Genomic DNA, 23,815 nt, shown 5'->3' with positions numbered 1-23,815 from the left:
AGGATACACATGGACAACTTACAACTTTTTGATGTGGCTTTAGACCAAAATTTCGATATCTTTGTATTGATTAAAGTTGCCGAAGTACGGGAAGACCGTAACGGTAAAAAGTACATCTCATTCACATTCCAAGACCGCTCTGGCTCAATCGAGGGTAAATTCTGGGGGGCAACTGACCAAGATATTGAACAATATACTTCTGGCCAAGTTGTTGCCTTAGCGGGTAAACGAGAACTTTATAACGGTAAACCACAAGTTCGTATTAATGGTCTTCGCCTAGCCAATGATGGGGAACCGAATGATCCCTCTGACTATGTTGAACGTGGGCCAATGACCAGAACGGAAATGGTGAACGAAGTATTGGCTGCAGTGGAAGGTTTTGAAAATACCACCATTGACGCCATCGTTCGTTACCTATTACGTGAAGTGTCATGGGATTTCTTTACCTACCCAGCAGCGAAGAAGAACCACCACGCCTATGTCGGTGGTTTAGGCTTTCATACTATTTCAATGCTTCGCTTAGCCCAAGCCGTTGTCAGCCAATACGATAACATCAACAAAGACTTATTGTATGCTGGTGTGATTATTCATGATATTGGTAAAACAGTTGAATTCACTGATCCGATGTCTACTGAATATACTGTTGAGGGGAATCTTATTGGACATATCTCAATTGTCGAAGAGATGATAACTCTTGCCGTTGATAAATTAGGGTTCGACCAGTACAGCGAAGATGTTGTTTTGTTGAAACATATGGTATTAGCCCACCACGGTAAACAAGAATGGGGTAGCCCAGTGTCACCGCATTTATTAGAAGCTGAAATCCTACATCATTTAGACAACTTAGATGCTTCTATTCAAATGATGACAACTGCTTTGGACCATACAGAACCTGGCGAATTTTCAGCCCGAATTTTCGGTATGGACAACCGAGCCTTCTATAAACCTAAAGGGCAAGTTGCTAGCGAAGAAAATCAAAATCAAGAGACAGAAAACGAGGAAATTACCCTAGATTTCCAAGGGTCAAATGATGACCTACCATTTTTTGAATAAAGCATTATAACATGAGAACCAAGTATTTACCTGCAAGCAATCAGGTAAATAGGTTCTTTTACAAATAGTGTTGGTAAATAATTTTAAAGCACACGAATACGTTTTTTAGTTTTTAATAATAATTAAGAAATCAATAAAGTTAAATGCCATGCACGCTGTGATGTGTTTGGCTTTTTTCTTGCCTTTAGGCAAGGGAAGTGACCAATGGGATAACATTTCTAACAAATGGTGTTTTGTCCTTCAGTGTACGTTCCTTAAAAGCCGTGGCACCAGCGAGAGCCAAGGTCTCTCTGCTTTGAAATCGAGCCTTAGTCTCGATTTCATGCTTGTTCACGGCTAAGGACGTACACTTTCAGTCCTCTTTATTCAAAAATATACCACTATCCCTGGGTTAGCTTGCCATCCCATCAAATGTATAAGGTTTAGGATTGGATGGTTTGTAATTTAATTTGAATTGGACTAAAATTCTTGCACGTAAATGATGGAAGTTCGAATATCCAAAACCTGTTCGTTTAATTAATTTAATTTTATTATTAATACCTTCGGTAGGACCATTTGATACAGTATATTTTAAAGCGTTATGTATATAAGGCAAGAATTTGGCTAATGTTCTGATAGTTCTTCTCGTACGACTTGGCAAAGTTTGGTTCTTAGTCCCACGTAGGATTTCATTGAAAATATTGATATCATGAGTTGAAATGGCATATTTTAGTTCATTCATCAGGGTATAAGTAACTAAAAGTTCGTGTGAGATACTCAAAAGATAATCAACAATACGTTGTTCTGATATCGCTTCACCAAATTGACGAACATAATGTGTATCCGTGAAATTTAAATCTTCAGCGTTCTTTAACAACAATTTCCATTGTTTTTTGAGTTTATTGTAGTCCGATGGACGGCTTGTTTTGATAGCATTCATCACTTTAATACGAATAGAATTGATTGTTTCATTCAACAGCTTTACTATATGGAATCGATCAACGACAATCTTCGCATTAGGGAAACATGTGCGGATGACCTCTAGATAAGGTGTATATAAATCAATCGAAACTGTCTTCACGCTGCTTCGAGCAGTCCAGGTAAAAGAAGAAAAGTAATCGATGAGCGACGCTTGTTTTCTATCAACGACAATATCAATTAGCCTTCTATTATGCGTGTCCACAAGGACAGCACTCATCGCATTGGCTACACGATTAGTCGATTTAAACTCATCTACACCGAGGTGATTCGGGAGATAATTTCCCTTAGGTGATAGTCCCATACTTGCTTTCATTAAAGTTCTGGCCACTGTTGGAGAAGAGACATGATAACGTTTAGCGATTAACCGCATAGATTGCGTTTCAACCAATTCGGAGCTAATTTGACTTTTAATGGTTTTAGAAATACAGCAAAATTTTTCAACTAATGGTGTTTCAGCGATAAAAGTTTGTGCACAATGTTTACAATAAAAGCGTTGCTTCTGTAATTTAAGTAAAACAGGATTAGTAGCTGTGTTCGGTAATCGAATGATAGCTGGTTTAAAGCCATGTTTGATGATATCTCGATTACCAGTATTCTTTACACCACAGTGCATACAAGCCTTAGGCTTGTACGTAAGAACCCCATGTAAAACGAAATGATTTATTTCATGATACTTTTCAAGTGGCAACAGATGCATAGATTTTGGTATTGTAATATCAATATTATTGTCGTAAATACCGCAAAGTTGTTTTATAATAGATGTATGGGACATGATTTTCCCTTCTTTCTGTATTCGTAGTGGTTTACACGCATTAAGGATATCATGTCCTTTTTGCGTACACAAAAATAGTGTCAATGAGATTCAATATGAATTCTCACCAACACTATTTATTATAGAACCGGTAAATACTTGGTTTCTTTTTTTTGCATAAATTTCGTGTAAATTTCGAATTTACGCAAACAATAACCCAATTCTACAGCAATTAACATGGGCGTGATATTTTGTACTACTGCGAAAGAAAGGGATCTATTCGCGGTTTAAAAATTGTTAGGACTATAAAGAGGTGACTAGGATGCAAGTAAAATTCCTGCCAGCTGAGGTTGAAGTTTACTTGACCAAAGATTCGCTCACCTTATATGAAGCCTTGATTGAGGTAGTCGATGAAGTGGCGCCAGTAGCCAAATTACATGGGGTCGACAACTGGTCCTTGAACTAGCTTATGCCAAGGTCTAACATGCCTTTTACCCGGATGCGGATTTTCTGATATTGTCCGACGATATGTCAAATGATGCGGGTTCTAGTCTGGAAAATAAACTGGACTATATCAACCTAAAATCACTGAAAAAAGACCCAGAATTGTATCTTTTACAAAATGCTTTTGAAAATATTTTAATCTTGGCAGACTTAAAAACAGCGATTTACCTGCAAACAAATGGGGAACCAATAGGGGGATATATGCCAGCTTATAGCCAAATGATTGCTTATTTACAAAGTAGAGACATCCCCTTCGTGTCATTTGAGGTCAGTGGTCACGCTAGCCAGACGGATTTACTCTATATCGCCAATCGAATTCGGACCAAAAATATCATGCCTTGGCATACATTCAAACCAGATTACTATGGTAAACTAGTAGCAAATTTAGGGTTGCAAGATGTATATCCGAAATATAAGAAAAGCTATATAGTTTAAGGAGGGGATTCTCATCAAACAGGTGACAATTTTTCAAACGAGTGATATTCACGGGTATATCTATCCTACAAGTTACTTGACTAGAGAAGAAAACCAGCCATTTGGTCTGTTAAAGGTCAATGAAAACTACTTAAGGGAGAAAGGTCGCTTGGCCGATAAAAGTAGTTTGCTGATTTCTACAGGAGATATAATTCAAGGATCGCCACTAACCCATTACCTACAAAAGCACCGCCACTCAGCGGCAGCCATTGTAGAAAATATGAATCGGATGGGTTATGACATGGGGGTGCCGGGAAACCATGAATTCAATTACGGGCAAGAATACCTGTTGAATTCATATCAAAACGCACAATTTCCCATTCTATGCGCCAATATTTTAGACGACGCTGACCAACCATTTTTCGGTCAACCCTATAAAATATTTGAACGCAACGGGATTAAGATTGCCGTTTTGGGCCTAACCACTCAATACATCCCCCACTGGGAGCGTCCAGCCCATATTACTGGCTTGCAGTTTAGGTCAGCAGTTGAAACCGCCAAGGAATACGTGCCCATGTTAAGCAGTATGGCTGACGTAGTCGTTGTCGCTTACCACGGAGGCTTTGAGTGTGATCTAGACACCCTTGAAACAGTAGAACAAGGCGCTGGGGAAAATGAGGGCTACGCCTTAACCCATGAAGTGCCAGGGATTGATGTCTTATTAACTGGCCACCAACACAATGAAATTGCCCGCGTCGTGAATGGTGTGGCGGTTGTCATGCCAGGGGACAAAGGCCGTCATCTTGGTAAAGTTACATTAAACTTAAACCAATACGATGGCGATGACCACTGGACCTTAGTAGATGCAGTGCCTGAATTAATAAGCACGACCGTGGACACACCAATTCAAAAAGAAGCCGACGCAAGATTAGCGGACTTACAAGCAGAAATTGAAAACTGGTTGGACCAACCGGTAGGGACCATTCAAGGAGACATGAAGATTGAAAGTGTCGATATGGCTCGCATCCATGATCATCCATACGTCGAATTTGTCCACCGGGTACAGAACTATTACGGGCAAACAGAAATCTCGGCGGCAGCCTTATTTAATAATGATGCCAAGGGTTTTCCAAATGTAGTAACCGTCCGTGACATACTCAATAATTACCCATTCCCTAACACCCTAGCAGTGGTTAAAATCACCGGAGCAGAATTGAAAGCAGCTATCGAGCAATCAGCGGAATTTTTTATTTTGAATGAAGACCAAGAAATCATCATTTCTAAAGATTGGCTATATCCCAAACCAAAACCCTATAATTACGACATGTATGAAGGGGTTGATTACATCATTGATGTATCAAAACCAATTGGTCAACGGGTAACCAAATTAAACTACCACGGCCAACCATTAGATTTAGAAGCTGAATTCGAAGTGACCCTCAACCAGTATCGGGCTGTAGGCGGCGGTGACTATCAGATGTTTGATTCATCAAAAATTGTCCGTGAAGTCAACCTGGAGATGAACCAATTAATCTCTCACTACCTTGAAACACATCAAGAAATCCAAGCTACTTGTAACAACAATTTCCAGGTGGTGAACGGCAATAATTGTCCAGCATAGAAAGAACGGGATACCCCGATAAAGGGGTATTCCATTTTTTAATATGCCAGCTAAAAATATGCGAATTAAACCTAAATGTGATATGGCGGATTTAGATAGATTAAACGCTAAAGAAAGAAGGCATAACAAGATGGTTAAAGTTCTTTACGTAATGAGTCCAGACGTATTCGATGCAGTTTACACACCAGCAACCCGTACAGAAATTCAGTCCCTTATTGACATCAACGATGAAGTAATTGATTTAGGCAAAATGGTAACCGACGACCAAGTTGAATTCTTCAGGGCAGACAGTTGTCTACTTCAAAATAGTTTGCAAATATCACTACTTAAAGTTCAGCCGAAGGCTGATGAATAATATAGAAGAATTAGTCATCAAAAAAGCCCATCCGAAACCGGATGGACTTTCCATTTAGGTATGTCTGTTAGCTTATTCAGCTGAAGAGGATGCTTCGTTTGAAGCTGCTTCTGATGATTCAGAAGATTCAGTTGATGATTCCTCTGTGCTAGATTCTTCTGAAGTTGATTCTTCACTAGAAGACTCAGCAGATTCAGATGTTCCTGAGCTTGTTGCTGCAGATTCGCTAGCAGCTGATTCACTTGCTGCGGCAGCTGACTCAGCTTCAGCATCTAATGATTCTTGTTCTTCTTCAGTGATGATCACGTCATCTAGCGCAGTCTTCAAGTCATCGTCTTTAATGTCGATATTGTGAGCTGTCATGATGTCAGAAACGATACCAGCAACTAATGTAGAATCAGTTAATTTTTCAGCAGTAATAGATTCTTTCAGTTGTTCAGTTTCGTCTTCTAGACTACCTTTTTCAGGTTTTTCGTCCATCTTGATGATGTGGAAACCGTAGTCAGTTTCAACTGGTGTAGTTGTGTACTTGCCTTCAGCTAGTTCTTGTGCTGCAGCGTAGAATGTTTCATCCAAACCAGAATCAGCATTTACTTCACCTAATGAACCACCTTTTTCAGCAGATGCTGTATCTGTTGAATTTTCAGTTGCTAATTTAGCAAAGTCTGCACCATCATCTAATTGGGCAATCAAGTCATTAGCAGTTTCTTCATCATCCACTAAAATGTGTGAAACAGTGAATGAAGGTGTGTATTCATCGTAAGCTGTTTGAATTTCTTCGTCAGTCACTTCGATGTATTTAGATACAGATTCACTCATTAATTTGTAGTAGTAAACTTGGTGTTCGTAGTCTTCACGGTCTGAGAAACCAGAAGATGCTAATACAGTATTGAATTCGTCTTCTCCGCCATAAGTAGCGACTAGCGTTTCAACTTCAGTTGTTGCTTCTTCTTTTAATTCTTTAGCTCGGTCATCGCCGACTTCGTTTACGAATACTTCTTCCATAATTAATTCTTGCAATACGGTGTTACCGTATGTTGATTTTAATTCGGCTTGTAGTTCTTCGTTGGTTACTTCAACACCATCACCAGTTGCAACGGCGCTTGAACCATCACTTGAGCCAGTTGAGCATGCTGCTAGGGCAACAGTACTTAATAAGGCAATTGAAGTAAGTTTGAATTTCTTACTAATCATCATTTTCTCGATTCACTCCTGTCAAATCTTCATAATACAAGTCTTAATATAGCATACCAAAAATGCTATACACAATGATTCAGAAGATTAATCAAGAAATCTTCATATTTAAAACATCATTAAAAATCAGTGTTTTTCTCGTTAGCATGGATATCCGCTGCTGATAAGTCATTTTGTAGTTTTGCCACTTGTTTTTGAATTTCTGAAATTTGTGGGACTGCTGATTGGTTGAAATCATTAATTGCTAGTGTGATTTCGTCGCGGGCAACTTTTGCAGAAGATAAGCCTTGTTGAGCTAAATCTGTAACTGCATTTTGTGCTTGAGCGATTGAGCCAGTTAGATCATTGGCTGCAAAAGTGACATCGTCTAAATAGTTTTTCAAACGTTCTCTATTTTCAGTACCTGAGTGTGGTGTTTTTAATAGGGCGTAGCCTGCACCAGCAATGGCACCAAATAGAATACCAGTAATAAATTTTTTCATATTATCCCTCGATTCGTTGGTTGATTGTGTTGGTAATGTTCTTCAAGTCTTCATCAGAGTATGTGCCTTCTTGGGCTGGTTCCCATTTTAAACCAAAGCCGTCACTTTCCCCGTTGTATCTAGGGATTAAGTGGACGTGTGAATGGAAAACAGATTGGTAGGCCATCTCACCGTTGTTGTTTAAAATATTTAAACCGTGCATATCTGGGAAGGCATCTTTTAATGCGTTGGCAACTAATGGGATGCGCTTGAAGACTGCGCCGGCGTCGTTTGATGAGTAGCCGAAAATGTCTTGAATGTGTTTTTTAGGTACTAGTAAGGTATGGCCTTTTGTGACTTGGCTCATATCTAGGAAGGCTATCACCACTTCGTCTTCGTAGACTTTGTTCGTGGGGATTTCACCGTTTGCAATTTTACAGAAGATACAATTATCCATGAATAGTCCTCGCTTTCAATATTGGGTTAACTTTGGCCGTGTTAATTCATCGCATTTACTTGAAAATAATGTTAAATTAAAGGCTATAATTGTATTAATTTTAACATAAATGATAGGAAGGGAACAATTTCAGTGCTATGCTAGATTGGAAATGATTTCTTTACCATTAAACTTAAATGCTAGATTAAATCTAGATCAATAAAAGGATGAACAAAATGACATTAACAGTTAAAGGACTTACCGGGGGCTATTCTAGTCAACCTGTATTAAAAGATATTAATTTTGAAATTGCATCAGGTGAAATTGTTGGCCTGATTGGGTTAAATGGTGCGGGTAAATCGACTACCATTAAACATATTATCGGCCTGATGCGAGCGATGAAGGGGGAGATTGCCATTGACGGTCATCAATTAACTGATGACGCCAATGCATACCGTCAATCCTTCACTTATATTCCGGAAATGCCCGTACTATATGAAGCCTTAACGTTACGAGAACATATTGAATTAACGGGGATGGCTTACGGTTTAGGGAAGGAAGAGGCACTAGGAAATGCCCAACCTTTACTAGAAACTTTTCGTTTAGATAAACGGTTAGATTGGCTGCCAATTCATTTTTCAAAAGGGATGAAGCAAAAGGTGATGATTGTTTGTGCCTTCCTAGTGGAGACGTCGTTATATGTGGTGGATGAGCCGTTTCTTGGTTTAGATCCACTGGCTATCCATGATTTTATCGATACTTTGAAAGCCAAACGTGATGCGGGTGCGTCGGTATTGATGACTACTCATGTCTTGGCGACAGCTGAACAGTATTGTGACCGATTCTTATTCTTGGCGGACGGTGAGTTAGTGGCGGCAGGTACTTTAGATGAAATCCGAGCGCAATATCAAATGCCAGGAGCTACTTTAGATGACCTATATCTACGTCTAGCGAAGGGGGCAAATGACCATGCGTCTGCTTGATACTTACCAGAAACGTCGGCAAGAAGGGCAAGATTTATTTCTTAAGAATGCTAAATATATTTTTAATGACCATGCCGTAATCGTCCTCTTCTTCCTATTTGGCGCATTGGCTTACCAGTATGCCAATTGGCTGTCAGGTTTGTCGCAGGGGTTGGTCGGGGTTTGGGTCCACTTGATTTGGTCGGTTCTGATGACGGTTGGGGTATTTATTACCGGTGTGGCTTCACATATTGTGGCAGCAGACTTGGTCTTTCTCTTACCTATGGAGTCGAAATTCACAGACTGGTTTCGGTCAGCCTTGAACCACTCCTTACTACTGCCTAGTGCTGTGATTATCCTGATGATTGCTGCTTCTTATCCACTGCTGATGGCTATGGTGGGCTATTCGATATTTGAGTTGATTGTCTTGGCCGTAATTTTGATTTGCTTTAAAACCGCCCATTTAAATATTATTTTAGAAAGCTGGCGTTATACCAGCGACCGAGTAATTAAAATTCACAAGGCAATCTTGTATCTAGCGGTTTTTATCACGCTATTATTGGCTTCTTTTGTGACACCATATCTCTGTTTAGGTGTTGCGCTACTGTATTTAATCGCCATTCATTTTACCGGGATTCGTCCTTTTTCAGATGGGAAAAAGGGTTGGCACTGGGATAAGATTGTCGCAGTGGAACAAGACCGTCAGCAACAAATAAAACGCGGGCTGGCCTTGTTTGTGAATATGCCACAAGATGCCGTTTCAAGTAAACGACGCAAGTATTTGGACGGCTATATTAAAGGGATCAACCGCGGGGATAATCCTTACGCTTACTTATACAGTCGGACCTTTTGGCGGGCGAGTGATTATTTCCCACTTTGGGGCCGGATGACTTTAGTTGGGATCCTGTATTTGGTCTTTGTAACCAATAGTCACTGGTTGAACTTAGTGGTGATTTTATTGATTCAATACTTCAGCCATTTCCAAATTTTACCAATGGCTAAGAAAATGAACCAACATGTCTTATTACAGGTTTACCCAATGGATCAGAATTTACAGGTGGCTGGCTTTAAACAGATGATGGGTCAACCAATTTGTACGCAAATTGTATTATTTACCGTAACGAGTTTGATTACCCACGATTGGATTTTTGCCGGTGCAGTATTACTTTCTACTATTATACTAGGCTTATTCTTCCTTTACCTCTATTTACCGCGTTTTATCCGCAAGAAAGAAAAAAGGTTAGAATACACTAAGTTTGTTGACTAAGTCTTGTTTTCCAACTAAAATAACTAGTACTCAAGAAAAAAGGAGTAAGCATCTCAAGAGGGAGTCGCTGCTCACTTTTTTCGTTTATACAGTAAGTTGACACAACTTGGGCAAAAGAGAGGAGGAATGGTTTTGGAATACAAATTTGATCGCGAGTGGATTCTCGAACCCATTGGAGGGGATACTGGTCAAGCCTATGTTGGCTATAATGACGCTAACGATGAACGTGTATTTTTAAAACGTAATTCTTCACCCTTGTTAACCATCCTATCGATGGAAGGCTTTGCGCCCAAGTTGAAATGGACTAAGCGTGAGTCTAGCGGGGACATTATGACGGCCCAAGATTGGGTGTCTGGTAATGTCTTATCGCATTTTGAAGTGGCCCAATTGCCCGTGGTTAAATTGATGTACCGCTACCACCATTCGGATAATTTATATAATATGCTGGTTAAAATTGACGGCGAGGTTTACGAACCAGACCGCTTTTTACAGGATTATGAAAGTGATTTGGCAAAAGAATTGCGTCACCATCACTTGTTAGCCGATGTGACCGCTTGTCTATGGGGCACTCGTCATTTGGTTGAAGGGGTCCGCAAAACAGTGTGTCACGGGGATTTAAACCGCCGAAACTTTATCCGAGCTGAGGACAATCAGTTATATCTAGTGGACTGGGAAATGGTGAAAATCGCTGATCCTATTCTAGATATCAGCCAATTGTTAGTCCAATATGTTGATTTTAAAAATTGGGATGCCTGGTTTGATTTATATGGCTTGCGCATTACATACGATATTTATCAACGTATTGAATGGTATTCGATGTTGAATCTCTTGAATATGATCAAAAAAGACTTCAGAGAAAATCGGATGATTGCTATGAACCATAAAATCTTAAAATTAAAACATATTTATAACAACCGTTACTTACAACAGGTAGGGGAAATGTAAGGAAGGTGTGACAAAAGTCGTTAAGACTCTCCTATAAGCTGGACCAAAATCGGGTTCGAGCCTCCAGAAAGGACTGCTTTTCAGATTAGATTGGTAAAGTTTCCTTTCTTGGCGCCGGCTCTTACACCTTAAAAAGCCGAACAATTACTGCAAGTGATTGGTGTATTTTGGGAGTGTCGGAAGAGTTTGACTTTTGAAGCCTGATATTATGACCGGTGTTGGTTAAAAAAAGGGGGATGTGAACTTCATGTCACGTCTCTTTTTTCTTGGAACGAAATTATTTATAAAACAAATCATTAGGAGGACATTATGCGTGTAAGAAATAAACCGTGGGCAAAGGACGCCATGGCAGAACATAGAGAATATATCATTTTAGAACCGGAAACAATGCAGGGGAAATGGCAAGCTGAATTTAAAAACGACCATCCTGTTCATTTAGAAGTGGGAACTGGTAAGGGACAATTCATTATTGAGATGGCCCGCCGTAATCCAGACGTGAACTTTATTGGTCTTGAATTACAGGATTCAGTATTAGTGATGGCGATGGAGAAAGCTTTGGAAGGTGAATTGTTACCTAATTTACGCTTCATTTTAGGGAATGCTCTTGAACTATCCTCATATTTTGAAGAGGGTGAAGTGGCCAAGTTATTCTTAAACTTCTCTGATCCATGGCCAAAAGCGCGTCATGCGAAACGTCGTTTGACTTTCAAAACCTTCTTGGACCAATATAAACATGTCTTGCAGACAGATGGCCTCCTACAATTCAAAACGGATAACCAAGGGTTATTTGAATATTCACTGACTTCAATGTCACAGTATGGTATGGATTTCTTAGAAATTTCATTGAACTTGCATGAGTCAGATATTGAAGGCAATGTGCAAACAGAGTACGAAGAAAAATTCTCAGCCCGTGGCTTTAGAATTAACTATATGTTGGCTAAATTTAATTAGAAAAAATGAGGGACTGTGACTTCAATAGCCATAGTCCCTCAATTATTCTTACAGCTTATAAAAATCTAGGAAGTTCCCGGTACTTGGGTCTGCCATAAATTCGTATTGAACTAATTCGTTATCTTCTGTACGAGAGATTCCGCCGTAGAAGACTTCTTGTTTTTGTCCAAAACGTTCTGCTTCAATGGGTTGTAATTCAATCCAAGAACCTTCGATGGTACCTGGGTCGGTGAATAGGGCTTTGGCTTTTTGTAGGACGTCATTGCCGTCTACTTTTTTAGAATGGTCGGCTACTAATGCGCCCACAACGCCACCGATAACTAGTCCGCATCCAAATAGGAAACCTGCTAGTAGGACGTCGTCACGTTTTGTTGGTTGTTGATTGTATTGATTAGACATATAATCGCTCCTTTATTGTCTTAAGGTTGAATAAGTGAATCTATTTCGATATGTGATTATGAACATATTATAACAATCATGGCTAGCAAAATATAGTTTTACCTATTTCCGATTGTTTTGCCATTATTGTGGATTTGATTTTGTGAAGTGATTTCAAATGATGGCGGAACCATTTATGACATGGCGGGGAAGCTTGGATGTCGGGGAAGATGAGTAATTTTCACAGTCTATTATTATTTGCACTTTTATGACTATGAGTATATAATCGAGTAGAATATTATACGTTTTAATAGGACATTACCGGTCTAGTTGATGACTAGGCTTTTTTATTGGTTTATGTCGTAAGTTTTACTTAAATTTATTTTAAAAAAGAAACATGAAGGGGATTTTAACGAGTATGTGGATTAGTATATATAATCGAGATGGCGTCGGTGACGTTATCATGTTTTCCAAAGGGACATTAACGAGAGATCGTATTGCGACTTCAACAGTTGGAGATGTGACGCGTATTTTCAATAATGAAACGAAAGAAACAATGGGTTACAACATCCAAAATATTTCTAAGATGATTCAAATCGAAGGAAAGGGACGTGTTCATTTAAGTCAAACACAGTTAGACTTAATCAACCAATCCTTATATGAACAAGATTTTGATACTATTCCTTTCAATGATAATCCGCGTTTAGTTGTGGCTGAAGTTTTAGAAGTGAAGGATTTAGAAGGTTCTGACCACTTGCATATTACGCAAACCAAAATTGGTTCAGAAGAGGTTGTTCAAATCGTTTGTGGTGCGCCAAATGTCCGCGAAGGGATGTTTGTAGTGGCGGCTTTACCAGGTGCTGTAATGCCAAATGGTCAAGTGATTTGGGAAGGTGAACTGCGTGGTGTTTCAAGCTACGGTATGTTAACTTCTGCATATGAATTAGGTGTCGACCCTGAACATGTACGAAAAGGTATCCTTGAAATCAAAAATGACGTGCCAGTTGGGACATCATTTGATAAAATTAATAGTGAACATTTCGTTGAAGCTTAGCAGATATTATATGGTCTGATTAGGCAAAATGTACATGTAATGTGTTGGGGGTGAGTAGTTGAGTCGAGAGCATGACAAACTGAGACATTCTAAGGGTAGGTGGCAGCGATTTGAAGAGAGAACGTCAAATCAGCTTGAACAATTTGTCCCATTTTATCATAAGGAGAATGATTCTTTGTTGCACGAAAAAAATGACAATCCAATTACTTTCCCCAATTACATGAACTGGTATAACCAAGGGGAGGACCAATCTTCAGGACGGCAAATTCCGCCTAAAAAGACCCAGCAAAGAGAGGGTCAAGGAGACGACCATCAGAAGATGGAGTATTATCTAGCCGAAAAAGACCCTAGTCACCGCTACCAACCCTCATATGGGCATTTTAACTATGCCAATGCCAATAATGAAGACCGGGACACAAGACCAGTCGAAGATTCAGGGGTGCATGAGGTCTTTAAAGCGACCAATGTGGACGACAAGCGCCAGCAAAAACTGGACCGTTTACGTCAAGAGTTGCGGGAATATCAAGATTACCAATTCCGCAGACCTTTTCAACCGAATGATTTGCCAACAAATTGGACCAGTAACCGTCAAGATGCCAAGGCTGCTCGGTCATCCAAACGCAGCCATTTCCATTTTGAAGAGGCGGTTTCTGAACCTAAAGGATTCCCAGAAAAACGGCAAGCAACACCGGTTTCTGAAAACATGCCTGCAAGGGCCACTGTCCCTAAACGAGGGCATTTAAACCGTGGACTGCAGAGTATTATGGCAGATGAACCAGGAGTAAGTTTTAACCAGCCAGGAAAACAAGCTAAGTCGGGGCATTATTCCTATTTTCCAGGACAGGAAAAGCCATCATTGACCCCATATTTAAAAAATAAACAAGCGCAATCTAATCGAGGAAATGGAGATTTTAACGAGCATGAATAAAGAATTAACGTATCACTTCACAGGGATCAAAGGGTCAGGTATGAGTGCCTTAGCCCTAATCTTGCATAACATGGGCTACAAGGTTCAAGGTTCAGACCAAGAAACTTACTTCTTTACCCAACATGGTTTAGAGAAAGCAGGTATTGAATTACTACCTTTTAACGCTGACAACATCCAAGAAGGTATGTTTATCATTTGCGGGAACGCTTTTGGCGATGACCATCCTGAAGTTGTCCGTGCGAAAGAATTAGGTCTTGACGTGATGCGCTACCATTTCTTCCTTGGTGAATTAATCAAAGACTACACTAGTGTAGCGATTACTGGTTCTCACGGGAAAACTTCTACCACTGGTTTGATGGCACACGTGATGCGTGGTTTACATCCAACAAACTTCCTAATCGGTGATGGTACTGGTGCTGGTCAAGAAGACGCTGAATACTTTGTATTAGAAGCGGACGAATACCGTAAACATTTCTTAGCTTACCACCCAGACTACGCGATTTTTACTAATATCGATTTTGACCACCCTGACTACTATGAAAACATTGATCAAGTATTTGCAGCGAATACAACTTTCGCCCACCAAGTGAAGAAAAAAGTGATTGCATACGGTGGCGATGCTTACTTACGTCAATTTGCTGACCATTCTGACATAGATGTTTGGTACTACGGGTTTGAAGGTGGTGACAACCATATTGTGGCTTCAAATGTTGATCTAGCTACTGATGGGTCTCATTTTGATGTGCATGTAATGGGTGAATTCTATGGTCATTTTGACATTCCAACATTCGGTGAACATAATGTGATGAATGCCTTATCTGTCATTGGTTTCTGCTACCTCGAAAACTTCCCAGCAGACCGTGTTGCGGAAGAATTACGTACTTTTGGTGGGGTTAAACGTCGTTTCTCTGAGAAGAAAATTGGCGATATGACTTTAATTGATGACTATGCTCACCATCCATCAGAAATTAAAGCGACGATTAATGCTGCCCGGCAAAAATACCCGAACAAGAAGATTGTTTCTGTCTTCCAACCACATACCTTCAGCCGTACCATTGCATTAATGGACGAATTTGCGGGTGCTTTGGACTTGTCAGATGACGTGTTCTTATGCGAAATTTTTGCCTCTGCGCGTGAGAAGGACAATAAGCAAGTATCTGTTTCTGACCTAGCTAACAAGGTAACAAAATCTGTGCAAGTATTACCATTGGAAAATGTATCACCATTATTAGACTATGATGATGCAGTCATGATCTTTATGGGTGCTGGCGATATCATGAAATTCGCTTATGCTTATGAAGACCTATTGGCAGACAGCCAATCTACTATCCACTAGAATAAAAGAATTGAAAGGTCGGCTTTGTGCTGGCCTTTTTGCGAAGAGAAAGCGTTGTACCAGCGTTGGGAGGAGGATTAGATGGTTTACCAAAAAGTGATTCAATTTGACCAAGAGAACCAGTTTCAAGATGGCTTGGCCAATGAAGTCAAGCAACTAACCTGGTTGCATTATGAAAATCCGGATAAGGGGGAAGTCCGGCAGGTGCTTGAAGACTACCACTTGCCAGTCCATTTCGGGGAGTATGTCTATGACCAGTTTGAAACGTCTTGGATTGAGTATTACCGAAATGATGCCGGCGACCTATTTACCTATATCATTATCCAGTATCCCTATGGTCATGAGGTAATTAGCGAGAATACCTATCACACAGCCCCACTAGTGATTGTCATGGGGCAGGATTTGGTGATGACTTTTATGAACCATACCGACATGCCTTTTATGTTGGATATTCAGCGGTTAAATTTTCCTTCTGACTTTCCGATGACCTCTGCCTACGCCTTTGTCATGTACATGTTTTATGAGGTGGCTCAGGCCCATATCGATGCGGTCACCATTATGCATGGCTTGATTAAGCAAGCTGAGGAGGAAGCCCGTCATTCTACTAAAAATAACGTGTCTTATGCCTTAATTAACGTCAATAAGGGGCTGGTATACTTATCCACCGCGGTCCATAATAATGCCAAGACTTTGAGCCGGATTAACCAATACTTTAACCAATTGGAAAACGACACCCGCTACCACGAAAGGGTCCTTAATAGAGTACAAATCGAGATGAACCAGGCAGTAACCATGATTGAAAACGACATGGCGGTCATTGATAAACTGAACGATATGCTGTCGAATGTTATTTCAAATAACTTGAATGATGTTATGAAACGGCTAACGGTTATTACCATTATTATGACCGTGCCGACGATTACAGCAGGTCTTTGGGGGATGAACGTAGCTTTACCACTTGAAGATAATGTCCACGGTTTTTCTATTATTTTAGTCGGTTCGATTATCTTGTCGGTTATTATTTACTTTATTATAGACCGGATGAATTTGTTTAAATGATTGCTTGGATTGTAAATTTTTTGAAAAATGACCGTTTACCTTCCTAGTTGAAAGTAAATTATGCTAAGATAAAGATAGTATAATCAAGGAGGCTATTATGGCTAAACAACAGATTAAAAAAGCAGTAATTCCAGCTGGTGGTTTAGGAACGCGGTTCTTACCAGCAACTAAAGCGATGGCAAAAGAGATTATTCCAATCTTAGATAAACCATCCATCCAGTTTATTGTTGAAGAGGCAATTGAAAGTGGTATTGAAGAGATTTTAATTATTACCGGACGTAACAAACGTTCAGTAGAAGACCATTTTGATGCAAACTTTGATTTAGAAGACAACTTGAAACAAAAACACAAAGATAAGTTGTTGAAGATGGTTGAAGACACGTCATTATTGAATATTCAATTCAAACGTCAGCACTATCCAAAAGGATTAGGGGACGCTATTTTCCAAGCAAAATCATTCGTGGGTGACGAACCCTTCTTATTACTATTAGGAGACGACATCGTGGTGAATGCGCCAGGTGAAAAACCATTATCAAAACAAATGATGGATTGCTACCAAACTAATTTAGCGGATGATGCCTTATTAATTGCTGGGGCTAGTGTACCAGCCAAAGAAACTTCTTCTTACGGGATTATGACGACTTCTGGTAACGGTGAAGCTGGTATCTACAATATCGATAAATTTGAAGAAAAACCACAAAATGAAACCGAAGAAAAATTAGCGGCGATTGGTCGTTACATTTTACCACCAGAGATTTTCGATGCCATTGAAGCCATTCCAGAAAATTCTTTCTCAGGTGAAGTAGAACTAACAGATGCCATCAACCACTTAGCTAAAGGCGACAAGTTAAAAGCCTATGACTATCAAGGTGAATGGTATGAAGTTGGGGAACCATTAGGTTTACTAAAAGCCAGCATTCAATTCGCCTTACGTCACGAAGAAACAGCAGACGGTTTCCGTGAATACTTGAAAAACGACATTATCCCAACATTGAAATAACCGAACTTAAAAAGCAGTAGCGCGACTTCAATCGCGCTACTGCTTTTTTCAATATTTTAATAGTTATCGTCGTCTGGTGATAAGCCAGCGGCTAATATTTTTAGTAGTTGCCCGTTTTCCGCATTTTCATGCCAGCCTCTAAAGTAGTCAGACCCGGGTCCATAAGCATAGACATTGACGTCTTCACCCGTATGGTTACCTGTTGTCCAGCCCGTATTAGAACGGCGGTCTACAATGTCTCGAATGGCTTGGGTCAAGCGGCTGACCTTTTCTTCGTAAGTATAGACATAAGTATGGTAGATAGACCGTAACTGGTTTTTCTCAGTAGAAGATAATTCAAATTGGATGTTACGACGAATTACTTCAACCCAGTCATTAGTTTCTTGGGTCAGCTCAGCAATGTGTTGAGGAGTTGCTTTGACTTTTCGAATATAGTCAGGCAACCAAGAATCGATATTATTAGCCCCCATAGTCATCCCACCGGTTGCATGGTCAGACGTTGCAATGACAAGGGTATCTCCGTCTTGCTTGGCGAAATCAATAGCTACTTGAAAGGCGCCGGCGAAATCATCAATTTCACTCATGATCCCAACCACATCTTTATGGTGGGCAGCCCAGTCAATTTGACTCCCTTCAACCATTAGGAAGAAACCTTCATCACCAGTATCCAATCGGCGGATGGCAGAATGGACCATTTCACCAAGACTAGGGGTCACATTTGACCAACGATCAATAGCCATTGGAACCCCAAATTCGGAGAATAAACCAAGAACTTGTGGGTTGTGAGAATTGAAGAGTTCATGTTTGGTATGGACGATATCATAGCCGAGATTTTCAAATTCTTGGGCTAAATTTCGGTCTGGGCGGATAAAATGTTTACGGCCACCACCAAGCATGACGTCAATTTTTTGCTTACCTTCAATGGTATCGTCTAAGTATTGATCAGCAATATCAAAATAATCTAAGCGGCTTTCTACATGGGCCGCAAAACCTGCAGGCGTTGCGTGGCTGATTTCAGCGGTCACGACAATCCCTGTTTTTTTATTGTTCAATTTGGCAATCTCTAAAGCAGAGTCTACCCGGCTCAATTGTTTGTCTAGGCCAATGACACCATTCATAGTTTTGACACCAGTAGCCATGGCTGTTGAAGAGGCGGCAGAATCGGTAATCGTCGCCCAAGGATCAAAGGAATAAGTGGATTGTTGGCCAACCAAGTATTGGTTAAAGATGCTTGGCTTTCTAAAGTGACCAACGTCTTGATGAAGGTATTCTCGGTAGGCTGAGGCGAGTGAAACGCTCATCCCGTCGGACACCATGAAAATAATGTTCTTCGGTTGGTGGGGAAATTGCTCATTACTAGCTACCATAATCTATGCTGCTTCCTTTCAGTAATCACTTGTCATATTGATGCGTTTTTTCAAATCAATACCATCTTTTCTATCCTACAAGCCTATTATAAGTTAAAATAGAAAGGAATGCTAAAGAAAGAGGGATACGACATGTTACGGATTGATGCCGCAGTTTTACATATCTTTGATACCAACACCAACGAAGCGGTCTTATCACAGACACTTTTAGACCATAAAGAGCAATATATGATTGAATATATTGACAAAATGATGACTAAAATCATGTATACGGCACAGCAAAAAGTAGGCAAGCTACCTGATAGAAGTCCAGCTAAGGAAATTTTAGTGGGCATGAATCAATCGGAAAACTTCCTACATGGCACACAAAAACTGACCAACCGTTTTTTCAATTTCACAAAATTAAACCCGGATATCAAACCAGCAGATTTATTGTGGACAGGATTCTGGCTAGACGAAGCTTATTTTATCGGCATGTTCAAGTTAAACCACAACGAATCCTACACCCACTACGTAGAGTATGACCAGGACAACTTGAAAAATGACCTAATTATCAACCGCGCCATTCTGCCTAGCCCAACCCAAGCTATCGACGAAGGGTTCTTATACTGCATCGATACAGAAGAGTACTTCTTGATTGAGAAGAAACACCTGATCGAAGAATACGGGGAGCGGATTAACTATCTAAGTGAAATCTTCTTGGATATCCAAACCAACCCAAGTATGAAAGAATCAGTGAACATCATCAAAAAAGCCATCGCTAAAACCGCCAAGAAATTTGGAGAAGATGACTATCAAGACCTGGCCGAGGTAAAACAAATCCTGCATGACACTATTCATGAAACACAAGCGATTGATAACCAAGCGATTGCTGAAGTCATGTACGGGGACAATTTCTCCCGAAAACAAGCCTACTTTGAAGAAACCAAGGAACAAGGTTTGGCTGATGAAACACCTTATATGCCGGAACTTTTAGGGAACAACATGCAACGCCAAAAATTCAAGTTTGAAAACGGAATTGAATTATCTATTCCCTTAGACTTGTTTAATGACCCAGAAGTGGTTGAAATCAAAAACAACCCGGATGGCACACTGTCAGTCGAAATTAAAAATATCGAAAAAATTAAAAATATGTTCTAGACTACCACCATTGTCTAAATGACGGATAACATTAGAGAGGTTTACCTATATGTGGCAAAAATTCAAAGACTTAGGTTGGCGTGCCGCCTTAATCGTCTTCTTCGTGGTTTATATGATCACGATTTTAACAGTACCAAACCCAGAACAATTCCAAACACCATTCCGCTTTATTTTCGCGGCCATCATCATCGTTGGTTTTGTCATGGAATTAGAAAAGAAACGAAAAAAATAAGTAGGCATTACAAAAGGTCGCGAATTCATTTTCGCGACCTTTTTACCTAATCTAACATTAGTCTTAATATCGGGCTCTTCTTACGCATAGACATCCGTATGTTACTGCGTTCCGACGGCTGTTTGACAAAAGCCAAACCCTTCCGATGCTTCCCAAATTACGCTAATTACTTACAGTAATTGTTCGGTTTCTAAGGTGTAAGGCCGACGTCACACTATGATACGGCACTATTTGTCCAGCATCTCCGGTCTGGACGCCATACATCACATCCTGATTTTAAGGCAATGATAGGTAAGGTGTAGGCCGAAGGTATAAGTGTACTGTACATTCTGAATGATTTGAATCAAACTGCAATCAAGAGTAAAATAGGAAAGAATAACGATAGCGAAAACAAACAAGAGGAGAGGGTTTTAAATGAAATATAATGACACTTGGGATTTAGACGCCATGTATCAAGGCGGAGTGACAGGGAATGCCTTTCAAGAGGCACTAGAAACCCTAGTCCAAAAACGAGATGCCTTAATCAAAGACATGCAGGCATTTGATATCAATGCAACAGGCGCACCAGCAACTTTTGCGGATATTATTGATCAAGCTGACCAATACTTAAACCACTTCACTACTTTAATTACCTACGCCCAAATGGCATCTGACGCAGACATGCGTGACGAGGCCGCTTCGGCAGCAATTAATAAGGTGGCGACTTTAAACCAAGCTTATGAGATTGCCCGCAAAGGGTTAGACAAACAATTGGCGACCCTAAGCGATGCCGCATTTCAGGACTTTTTAGCGGAACCTCGCTTGGCTGAAATTGCGTTCACCCTTGAGGAAGACCGCCGCGATGCGAAACGCTTGTTAGATGATCAAGCGGAAGCTCTTTTATCTGAATTACAAATCGACGGTTTATCTGGTTGGTCAAATACCTATTCTACGACGGCTTCAGTGATGACGATTTCAGTCGATTTAGACGACGGCCATCACGATTATTCAGTGGGACAGGCCATGAACAACATGTACGCTGACCCAAATCCTGAAAACCGGGCGAAAATTTTCGCTGCTTGGGAAGAGACCTTTGCTCAATACGGTCCAGTCTTCGCTGATGTCTTAAACCACTTAGCTGGCTACCGGTTAACCACTCAAAAAGCTCATGGATACAATAATTTCATGGAAGAACCGCTAGAATATAACCGTATCAAAGCGGAAACTGTGGAAGCTATGTGGGAAGCTGTTGCAGCCAATAAAGATACCTTTGTCCAATTTTTAAACCGGAAAAAGGCTTTACTCGGTCTAGACGAGTTGAACTGGCAAGATGTTGATGCGCCACTAGATTTCGAGGACACCAAACCAACGACCTTCACTTATGATGAGGCGGCAGACTTTGTGGTGGAAAACTTCAGAACCTTTGGGGACAAGCTAGCGGACTTCGCCCAATCAGCTATAGACAAGCGGTGGATTGAAGCAGAAGACCGTCCCGGTAAGCGTCCAGGTGGTTACTGTACTGAAACCATCAACGAAGATGAAACCCGTATCTTTATGACCTTTACAGGCTCAAGAAACGATACATCAACCTTGGCCCACGAATTGGGTCACGCCTTCCACTCTGATGTGTTAACCAGTGAAGCGCCGTCTAACCAAGCTTATGCTATGAATGTGGCTGAAACAGCGTCGACTTTCGCTGAAACAATTGTAGCTAACGCCAATTTAAAACAGGCTAAAAGTAAGTCTGAGCGCCTACAATTATTGAACGCGAAAATGGAAAATGCTATCGCGATGTTCATGAATATCCGGTCTCGTTTCTTGTTTGAAACAGCCTTTTATACTGAGCGCCAAGACGGTTTTGTATCAGAAAGTCGTTTGAATGAATTGATGACCCAAGCCCAAAAAGAAGCTTTTGGTGGGGCCATTAATGACCTACACCCACATTTCTGGGCCAGTAAGCTGCACTTCTTCATCGATGACGTGCCATTCTATAACTTCCCATACACATTTGGCTACATGTTTAGTTTAGGCATCTATGCCGAATACTTGAAAGCACCGGAAGGATTTGAAGAGCGTTACATCGCCTTATTGAAAGATACAGGACGGATGACCACTGAAGAATTGGCCATGAAACATTTAGGCGCTGACCTAACTAAGCCAGATTTCTGGCAAGCTGCCATCGATTTAGCGGCAGCAGACGTGAAAGAATTCTTGGCTGAATCGGAAGATTTAGTTTAATGGAATATATAAACAAGTTGCTAAAGCAGGTAGGGATATATTTCCTTTACCTGCTTTTTACAATATGCACAAACTTTGCGTGCTATAATTGACCTAATAAGGAGTAGTGATTTTTATGACTAAATCAACCATTTTTGACGAAATCAAACAAGAGATTATTGCCGATCCTTATAACAAGGACTTTACCGACCGTGGGATTAAACCTGTTTTCTATGCTTCAAAAAATGCCAGGATTGCCATTATCGGCCAAGCACCTGGTAAGAAAGTAGAGGAGACGCAGCTTTTCTGGAATGACCAGTCGGGAGACCGGCTAAGAGATTGGATGGGGATGTCTAGGGATCTATTCTATAAAACTGATTTAATTGCCCAGTTACCTATGGATTTCTATTATCCAGGTAAGGCCAAAACCGGGGACAAACCACCAAGAAAGGGATTCGCAGACAAGTTTCACCCGCAAATTCTAAAGGAAATGCCCAATCTAGAAACCATTATCTTGGTTGGTAATTATTCACAGAAACACTACTTAGGGAAAGATCGGCAGAAAAACCTGACCGAAACGGTTAGACATTACAAGGACTATTTACCAGAATATTTTCCCCTGGTCCATCCGTCCCCTTTAAACCAGCGGTGGATGAAGAAGAATCCTTGGTTTGAAACAGATGTACTACCTGATTTTAAAGAGATGATACAGACGTATATCAAGGAGGACTAGGTAATTGACCAGGTACTAGCAATCGATGACTATATTGCAGATCATGCAGATGATGTCCAAGCCATTTTAATGAAGTTATGACATAAGCTAGCGTCGGCATTGCCAGCTTGTCAGGAGAAAATTTCCTATGGCATGCAAACCCTTTTTTGACAAGAAGATGGTTACCCACTACGGGAGCAACAAGTGTTATCTTGGGATTTATCCCTTCCCGAAAACGATTCTTACTTTTGAGGACAAGGGGGCAGTTCTTGGGTCAGGCAAGGGACCTTACAATTTCCCTATGATTCAGAAATTCCTTATGACTTAATTGTTGAATTAGCGGTTTACAACTACCATCAACAAAAATAAAAATACGGAGGCAAGTCATGGCAGAGATAGGTAAAAAATTTTGGGGTTACACCAAAGAAGAATGGTCGTGGGTTATACAGGATACAGGGAATTCAGCTTATTCCTTAGTTATCACAGCAACATTATTTCCCTTGTTTTATTTAAAGTCGCCCCTTGAGAAAACCGTGTAA

25 protein-coding genes are annotated in these 23,815 nt (G+C 40.4%); 19 read left to right on the top strand and 6 right to left on the bottom strand.

All coding sequences use genetic code 11. The annotated features are described in order from the left end of the window. The first annotated feature begins 9 nt into the window (after positions 1 to 9). Complete coding sequence (locus A6J77_RS01965; protein ID WP_083067853.1) at positions 10 to 1,053, top strand: 3'-5' exoribonuclease YhaM family protein; 1,044 nt, start codon at positions 10 to 12, stop codon at positions 1,051 to 1,053. 391 nt (positions 1,054 to 1,444) lie between these two features. Here the strand turns inward: A6J77_RS01965 and A6J77_RS01960 are convergent, their stop codons facing one another. After that, positions 1,445 to 2,785 carry an ISL3 family transposase gene (locus A6J77_RS01960; RefSeq protein ID WP_083067782.1) on the bottom strand — a complete coding sequence of 447 codons (1,341 nt, stop codon included), beginning with the start codon at positions 2,783 to 2,785 and terminating at the stop codon, positions 1,445 to 1,447. A 301-nt stretch (positions 2,786 to 3,086) separates the two neighbouring features. Here A6J77_RS01960 and A6J77_RS09335 point away from each other — a divergent pair, with 301 nt between their 5' ends. From A6J77_RS09335 to A6J77_RS01945, 4 genes are all read left to right on the top strand, one after another. Then, complete coding sequence (locus A6J77_RS09335; protein ID WP_193756626.1) at positions 3,087 to 3,230, top strand: hypothetical protein; 144 nt, start codon at positions 3,087 to 3,089, stop codon at positions 3,228 to 3,230. 50 nt (positions 3,231 to 3,280) lie between these two features. Beyond that, complete coding sequence (locus A6J77_RS01955; RefSeq protein WP_227645100.1) at positions 3,281 to 3,703, top strand: hypothetical protein; 423 nt, start codon at positions 3,281 to 3,283, stop codon at positions 3,701 to 3,703. A 22-nt stretch (positions 3,704 to 3,725) separates the two neighbouring features. Continuing rightward, entirely contained in the window at positions 3,726 to 5,303 is a 1,578-nt protein-coding gene (locus A6J77_RS01950; RefSeq protein ID WP_083067851.1) for a bifunctional metallophosphatase/5'-nucleotidase, read from the top strand. Positions 5,304 to 5,433: 130 nt separating this feature from the next. Then, a complete protein-coding gene (locus A6J77_RS01945) occupies positions 5,434 to 5,658 on the top strand; it encodes a hypothetical protein (RefSeq protein ID WP_127885811.1) in 225 nt (74 codons plus the stop codon). Between the two features lie 72 nt (positions 5,659 to 5,730). Here A6J77_RS01945 and A6J77_RS01940 read toward each other — a convergent pair whose 3' ends face one another. From A6J77_RS01940 to A6J77_RS01930, 3 genes are all read right to left on the bottom strand, one after another. Further along, positions 5,731 to 6,855, bottom strand: a complete 1,125-nt coding sequence (locus tag A6J77_RS01940; RefSeq protein ID WP_083067843.1) for a peptidylprolyl isomerase — start codon at positions 6,853 to 6,855, stop codon at positions 5,731 to 5,733. Between the two features lie 116 nt (positions 6,856 to 6,971). Beyond that, on the bottom strand, positions 6,972 to 7,334 hold the full coding sequence (locus A6J77_RS01935; RefSeq protein WP_083067842.1) for a YtxH domain-containing protein: 363 nt from the start codon (positions 7,332 to 7,334) through the stop codon (positions 6,972 to 6,974). Between the two features lies 1 nt (position 7,335). Then, on the bottom strand, positions 7,336 to 7,770 hold the full coding sequence (locus A6J77_RS01930) for an HIT family protein (protein WP_083067841.1): 435 nt from the start codon (positions 7,768 to 7,770) through the stop codon (positions 7,336 to 7,338). A 215-nt stretch (positions 7,771 to 7,985) separates the two neighbouring features. Here A6J77_RS01930 and A6J77_RS01925 point away from each other — a divergent pair, with 215 nt between their 5' ends. The 4 genes from A6J77_RS01925 (at position 7,986) to trmB (ending at position 11,874) form a co-directional block, all read left to right on the top strand. Further along, on the top strand, positions 7,986 to 8,732 hold the full coding sequence (locus tag A6J77_RS01925) for an ABC transporter ATP-binding protein (protein WP_083067840.1): 747 nt from the start codon (positions 7,986 to 7,988) through the stop codon (positions 8,730 to 8,732). Next, positions 8,719 to 9,978 carry an ABC transporter permease gene (locus A6J77_RS01920; protein WP_227645099.1) on the top strand — a complete coding sequence of 420 codons (1,260 nt, stop codon included), beginning with the start codon at positions 8,719 to 8,721 and terminating at the stop codon, positions 9,976 to 9,978. Before A6J77_RS01925 ends, A6J77_RS01920 begins: the two co-directional genes overlap by 14 nt. A 126-nt stretch (positions 9,979 to 10,104) precedes the next feature. Next, positions 10,105 to 10,923: a phosphotransferase family protein gene (locus A6J77_RS01915; protein WP_083067838.1), complete on the top strand. Its 819-nt coding sequence runs from the start codon at positions 10,105 to 10,107 to the stop codon at positions 10,921 to 10,923. Positions 10,924 to 11,232: 309 nt separating this feature from the next. Continuing rightward, the gene (trmB, locus tag A6J77_RS01910; RefSeq protein WP_083067837.1) at positions 11,233 to 11,874 is read left to right on the top strand and encodes a tRNA (guanosine(46)-N7)-methyltransferase TrmB; all 642 of its coding nucleotides are present in this window, start codon (positions 11,233 to 11,235) and stop codon (positions 11,872 to 11,874) included. A gap of 48 nt (positions 11,875 to 11,922) precedes the next feature. Here trmB and A6J77_RS01905 read toward each other — a convergent pair whose 3' ends face one another. Continuing rightward, the gene (locus A6J77_RS01905; RefSeq protein WP_083067834.1) at positions 11,923 to 12,273 is read right to left on the bottom strand and encodes a hypothetical protein; all 351 of its coding nucleotides are present in this window, start codon (positions 12,271 to 12,273) and stop codon (positions 11,923 to 11,925) included. Between the two features lie 397 nt (positions 12,274 to 12,670). On the opposite strand from A6J77_RS01905, the gene ytpR reads away from it, so the two are divergent. From ytpR to A6J77_RS01880, 5 genes are all read left to right on the top strand, one after another. Continuing rightward, complete coding sequence (ytpR, locus tag A6J77_RS01900) at positions 12,671 to 13,306, top strand: YtpR family tRNA-binding protein (RefSeq protein ID WP_227645098.1); 636 nt, start codon at positions 12,671 to 12,673, stop codon at positions 13,304 to 13,306. A gap of 178 nt (positions 13,307 to 13,484) precedes the next feature. Continuing rightward, positions 13,485 to 14,234: a hypothetical protein gene (locus A6J77_RS01895; protein WP_227645097.1), complete on the top strand. Its 750-nt coding sequence runs from the start codon at positions 13,485 to 13,487 to the stop codon at positions 14,232 to 14,234. After that, complete coding sequence (gene murC, locus A6J77_RS01890) at positions 14,227 to 15,570, top strand: UDP-N-acetylmuramate--L-alanine ligase (protein ID WP_083067825.1); 1,344 nt, start codon at positions 14,227 to 14,229, stop codon at positions 15,568 to 15,570. Before A6J77_RS01895 ends, murC begins: the two co-directional genes overlap by 8 nt. 81 nt (positions 15,571 to 15,651) lie before the next feature. Continuing rightward, positions 15,652 to 16,629 carry a magnesium transporter CorA family protein gene (locus tag A6J77_RS01885; protein ID WP_083067824.1) on the top strand — a complete coding sequence of 326 codons (978 nt, stop codon included), beginning with the start codon at positions 15,652 to 15,654 and terminating at the stop codon, positions 16,627 to 16,629. 97 nt (positions 16,630 to 16,726) lie between these two features. Then, positions 16,727 to 17,629, top strand: a complete 903-nt coding sequence (locus A6J77_RS01880; protein WP_083067823.1) for a UTP--glucose-1-phosphate uridylyltransferase — start codon at positions 16,727 to 16,729, stop codon at positions 17,627 to 17,629. A gap of 56 nt (positions 17,630 to 17,685) precedes the next feature. Here the strand turns inward: A6J77_RS01880 and A6J77_RS01875 are convergent, their stop codons facing one another. Beyond that, the gene (locus tag A6J77_RS01875; RefSeq protein ID WP_083067822.1) at positions 17,686 to 18,996 is read right to left on the bottom strand and encodes an alkaline phosphatase; all 1,311 of its coding nucleotides are present in this window, start codon (positions 18,994 to 18,996) and stop codon (positions 17,686 to 17,688) included. A gap of 132 nt (positions 18,997 to 19,128) precedes the next feature. On the opposite strand from A6J77_RS01875, the gene A6J77_RS01870 reads away from it, so the two are divergent. From A6J77_RS01870 to A6J77_RS09330, 5 genes are all read left to right on the top strand, one after another. After that, on the top strand, positions 19,129 to 20,136 hold the full coding sequence (locus A6J77_RS01870; protein ID WP_227645096.1) for a nucleoid-associated protein: 1,008 nt from the start codon (positions 19,129 to 19,131) through the stop codon (positions 20,134 to 20,136). Positions 20,137 to 20,185: 49 nt separating this feature from the next. Further along, positions 20,186 to 20,368, top strand: coding sequence for a hypothetical protein (locus A6J77_RS01865; protein WP_048726803.1), 183 nt, complete (start codon positions 20,186 to 20,188; stop codon positions 20,366 to 20,368). Positions 20,369 to 20,782: 414 nt separating this feature from the next. After that, a complete protein-coding gene (locus A6J77_RS01860; protein ID WP_083067817.1) occupies positions 20,783 to 22,585 on the top strand; it encodes a M3 family oligoendopeptidase in 1,803 nt (600 codons plus the stop codon). 115 nt (positions 22,586 to 22,700) lie between these two features. Next, the gene (locus tag A6J77_RS01855; RefSeq protein ID WP_083067815.1) at positions 22,701 to 23,297 is read left to right on the top strand and encodes a uracil-DNA glycosylase family protein; all 597 of its coding nucleotides are present in this window, start codon (positions 22,701 to 22,703) and stop codon (positions 23,295 to 23,297) included. 365 nt (positions 23,298 to 23,662) lie between these two features. Continuing rightward, positions 23,663 to 23,815 (top strand): hypothetical protein, encoded by a 153-nt coding sequence (locus tag A6J77_RS09330; RefSeq protein ID WP_158320207.1) that lies wholly within the window; start codon positions 23,663 to 23,665, stop codon positions 23,813 to 23,815.

It is taken from the genome of Aerococcus viridans, from assembly GCF_002083135.2.
Taxonomy (GTDB): domain Bacteria; phylum Bacillota; class Bacilli; order Lactobacillales; family Aerococcaceae; genus Aerococcus; species Aerococcus viridans_C.
Note: the sequence above shows the minus strand (reverse complement) of the source record. Positions and strands in the feature narration are given on the sequence as shown.

What these genes read in the sequence shown, in the direction of transcription:
- A6J77_RS01855 (WP_083067815.1), top strand. Translation starts at nt 22,701, where the DNA reads ATGACTAAATCAACCATTTTTGACGAAATCAAACAAGAGATTATTGCC.
- murC (WP_083067825.1), top strand. Translation starts at nt 14,227, where the DNA reads ATGAATAAAGAATTAACGTATCACTTCACAGGGATCAAAGGGTCAGGT.
- A6J77_RS01860 (WP_083067817.1), top strand. Translation starts at nt 20,783, where the DNA reads ATGAAATATAATGACACTTGGGATTTAGACGCCATGTATCAAGGCGGA.
- A6J77_RS01875 (WP_083067822.1), bottom strand. Translation starts at nt 18,996, where the DNA reads ATGGTAGCTAGTAATGAGCAATTTCCCCACCAACCGAAGAACATTATT.
- A6J77_RS01915 (WP_083067838.1), top strand. Translation starts at nt 10,105, where the DNA reads ATGGTTTTGGAATACAAATTTGATCGCGAGTGGATTCTCGAACCCATT.
- A6J77_RS09335 (WP_193756626.1), top strand. Translation starts at nt 3,087, where the DNA reads ATGCAAGTAAAATTCCTGCCAGCTGAGGTTGAAGTTTACTTGACCAAA.
- A6J77_RS01920 (WP_227645099.1), top strand. Translation starts at nt 8,719, where the DNA reads ATGCGTCTGCTTGATACTTACCAGAAACGTCGGCAAGAAGGGCAAGAT.
- trmB (WP_083067837.1), top strand. Translation starts at nt 11,233, where the DNA reads ATGCGTGTAAGAAATAAACCGTGGGCAAAGGACGCCATGGCAGAACAT.
- A6J77_RS01865 (WP_048726803.1), top strand. Translation starts at nt 20,186, where the DNA reads ATGTGGCAAAAATTCAAAGACTTAGGTTGGCGTGCCGCCTTAATCGTC.
- A6J77_RS01870 (WP_227645096.1), top strand. Translation starts at nt 19,129, where the DNA reads ATGTTACGGATTGATGCCGCAGTTTTACATATCTTTGATACCAACACC.
- A6J77_RS01965 (WP_083067853.1), top strand. Translation starts at nt 10, where the DNA reads ATGGACAACTTACAACTTTTTGATGTGGCTTTAGACCAAAATTTCGAT.
- A6J77_RS01960 (WP_083067782.1), bottom strand. Translation starts at nt 2,785, where the DNA reads ATGTCCCATACATCTATTATAAAACAACTTTGCGGTATTTACGACAAT.
- A6J77_RS01885 (WP_083067824.1), top strand. Translation starts at nt 15,652, where the DNA reads ATGGTTTACCAAAAAGTGATTCAATTTGACCAAGAGAACCAGTTTCAA.
- A6J77_RS01925 (WP_083067840.1), top strand. Translation starts at nt 7,986, where the DNA reads ATGACATTAACAGTTAAAGGACTTACCGGGGGCTATTCTAGTCAACCT.
- A6J77_RS01905 (WP_083067834.1), bottom strand. Translation starts at nt 12,273, where the DNA reads ATGTCTAATCAATACAATCAACAACCAACAAAACGTGACGACGTCCTA.
- A6J77_RS01880 (WP_083067823.1), top strand. Translation starts at nt 16,727, where the DNA reads ATGGCTAAACAACAGATTAAAAAAGCAGTAATTCCAGCTGGTGGTTTA.
- A6J77_RS01940 (WP_083067843.1), bottom strand. Translation starts at nt 6,855, where the DNA reads ATGATGATTAGTAAGAAATTCAAACTTACTTCAATTGCCTTATTAAGT.
- ytpR (WP_227645098.1), top strand. Translation starts at nt 12,671, where the DNA reads ATGTGGATTAGTATATATAATCGAGATGGCGTCGGTGACGTTATCATG.
- A6J77_RS01945 (WP_127885811.1), top strand. Translation starts at nt 5,434, where the DNA reads ATGGTTAAAGTTCTTTACGTAATGAGTCCAGACGTATTCGATGCAGTT.
- A6J77_RS01930 (WP_083067841.1), bottom strand. Translation starts at nt 7,770, where the DNA reads ATGGATAATTGTATCTTCTGTAAAATTGCAAACGGTGAAATCCCCACG.
- A6J77_RS09330 (WP_158320207.1), top strand. Translation starts at nt 23,663, where the DNA reads ATGGCAGAGATAGGTAAAAAATTTTGGGGTTACACCAAAGAAGAATGG.
- A6J77_RS01935 (WP_083067842.1), bottom strand. Translation starts at nt 7,334, where the DNA reads ATGAAAAAATTTATTACTGGTATTCTATTTGGTGCCATTGCTGGTGCA.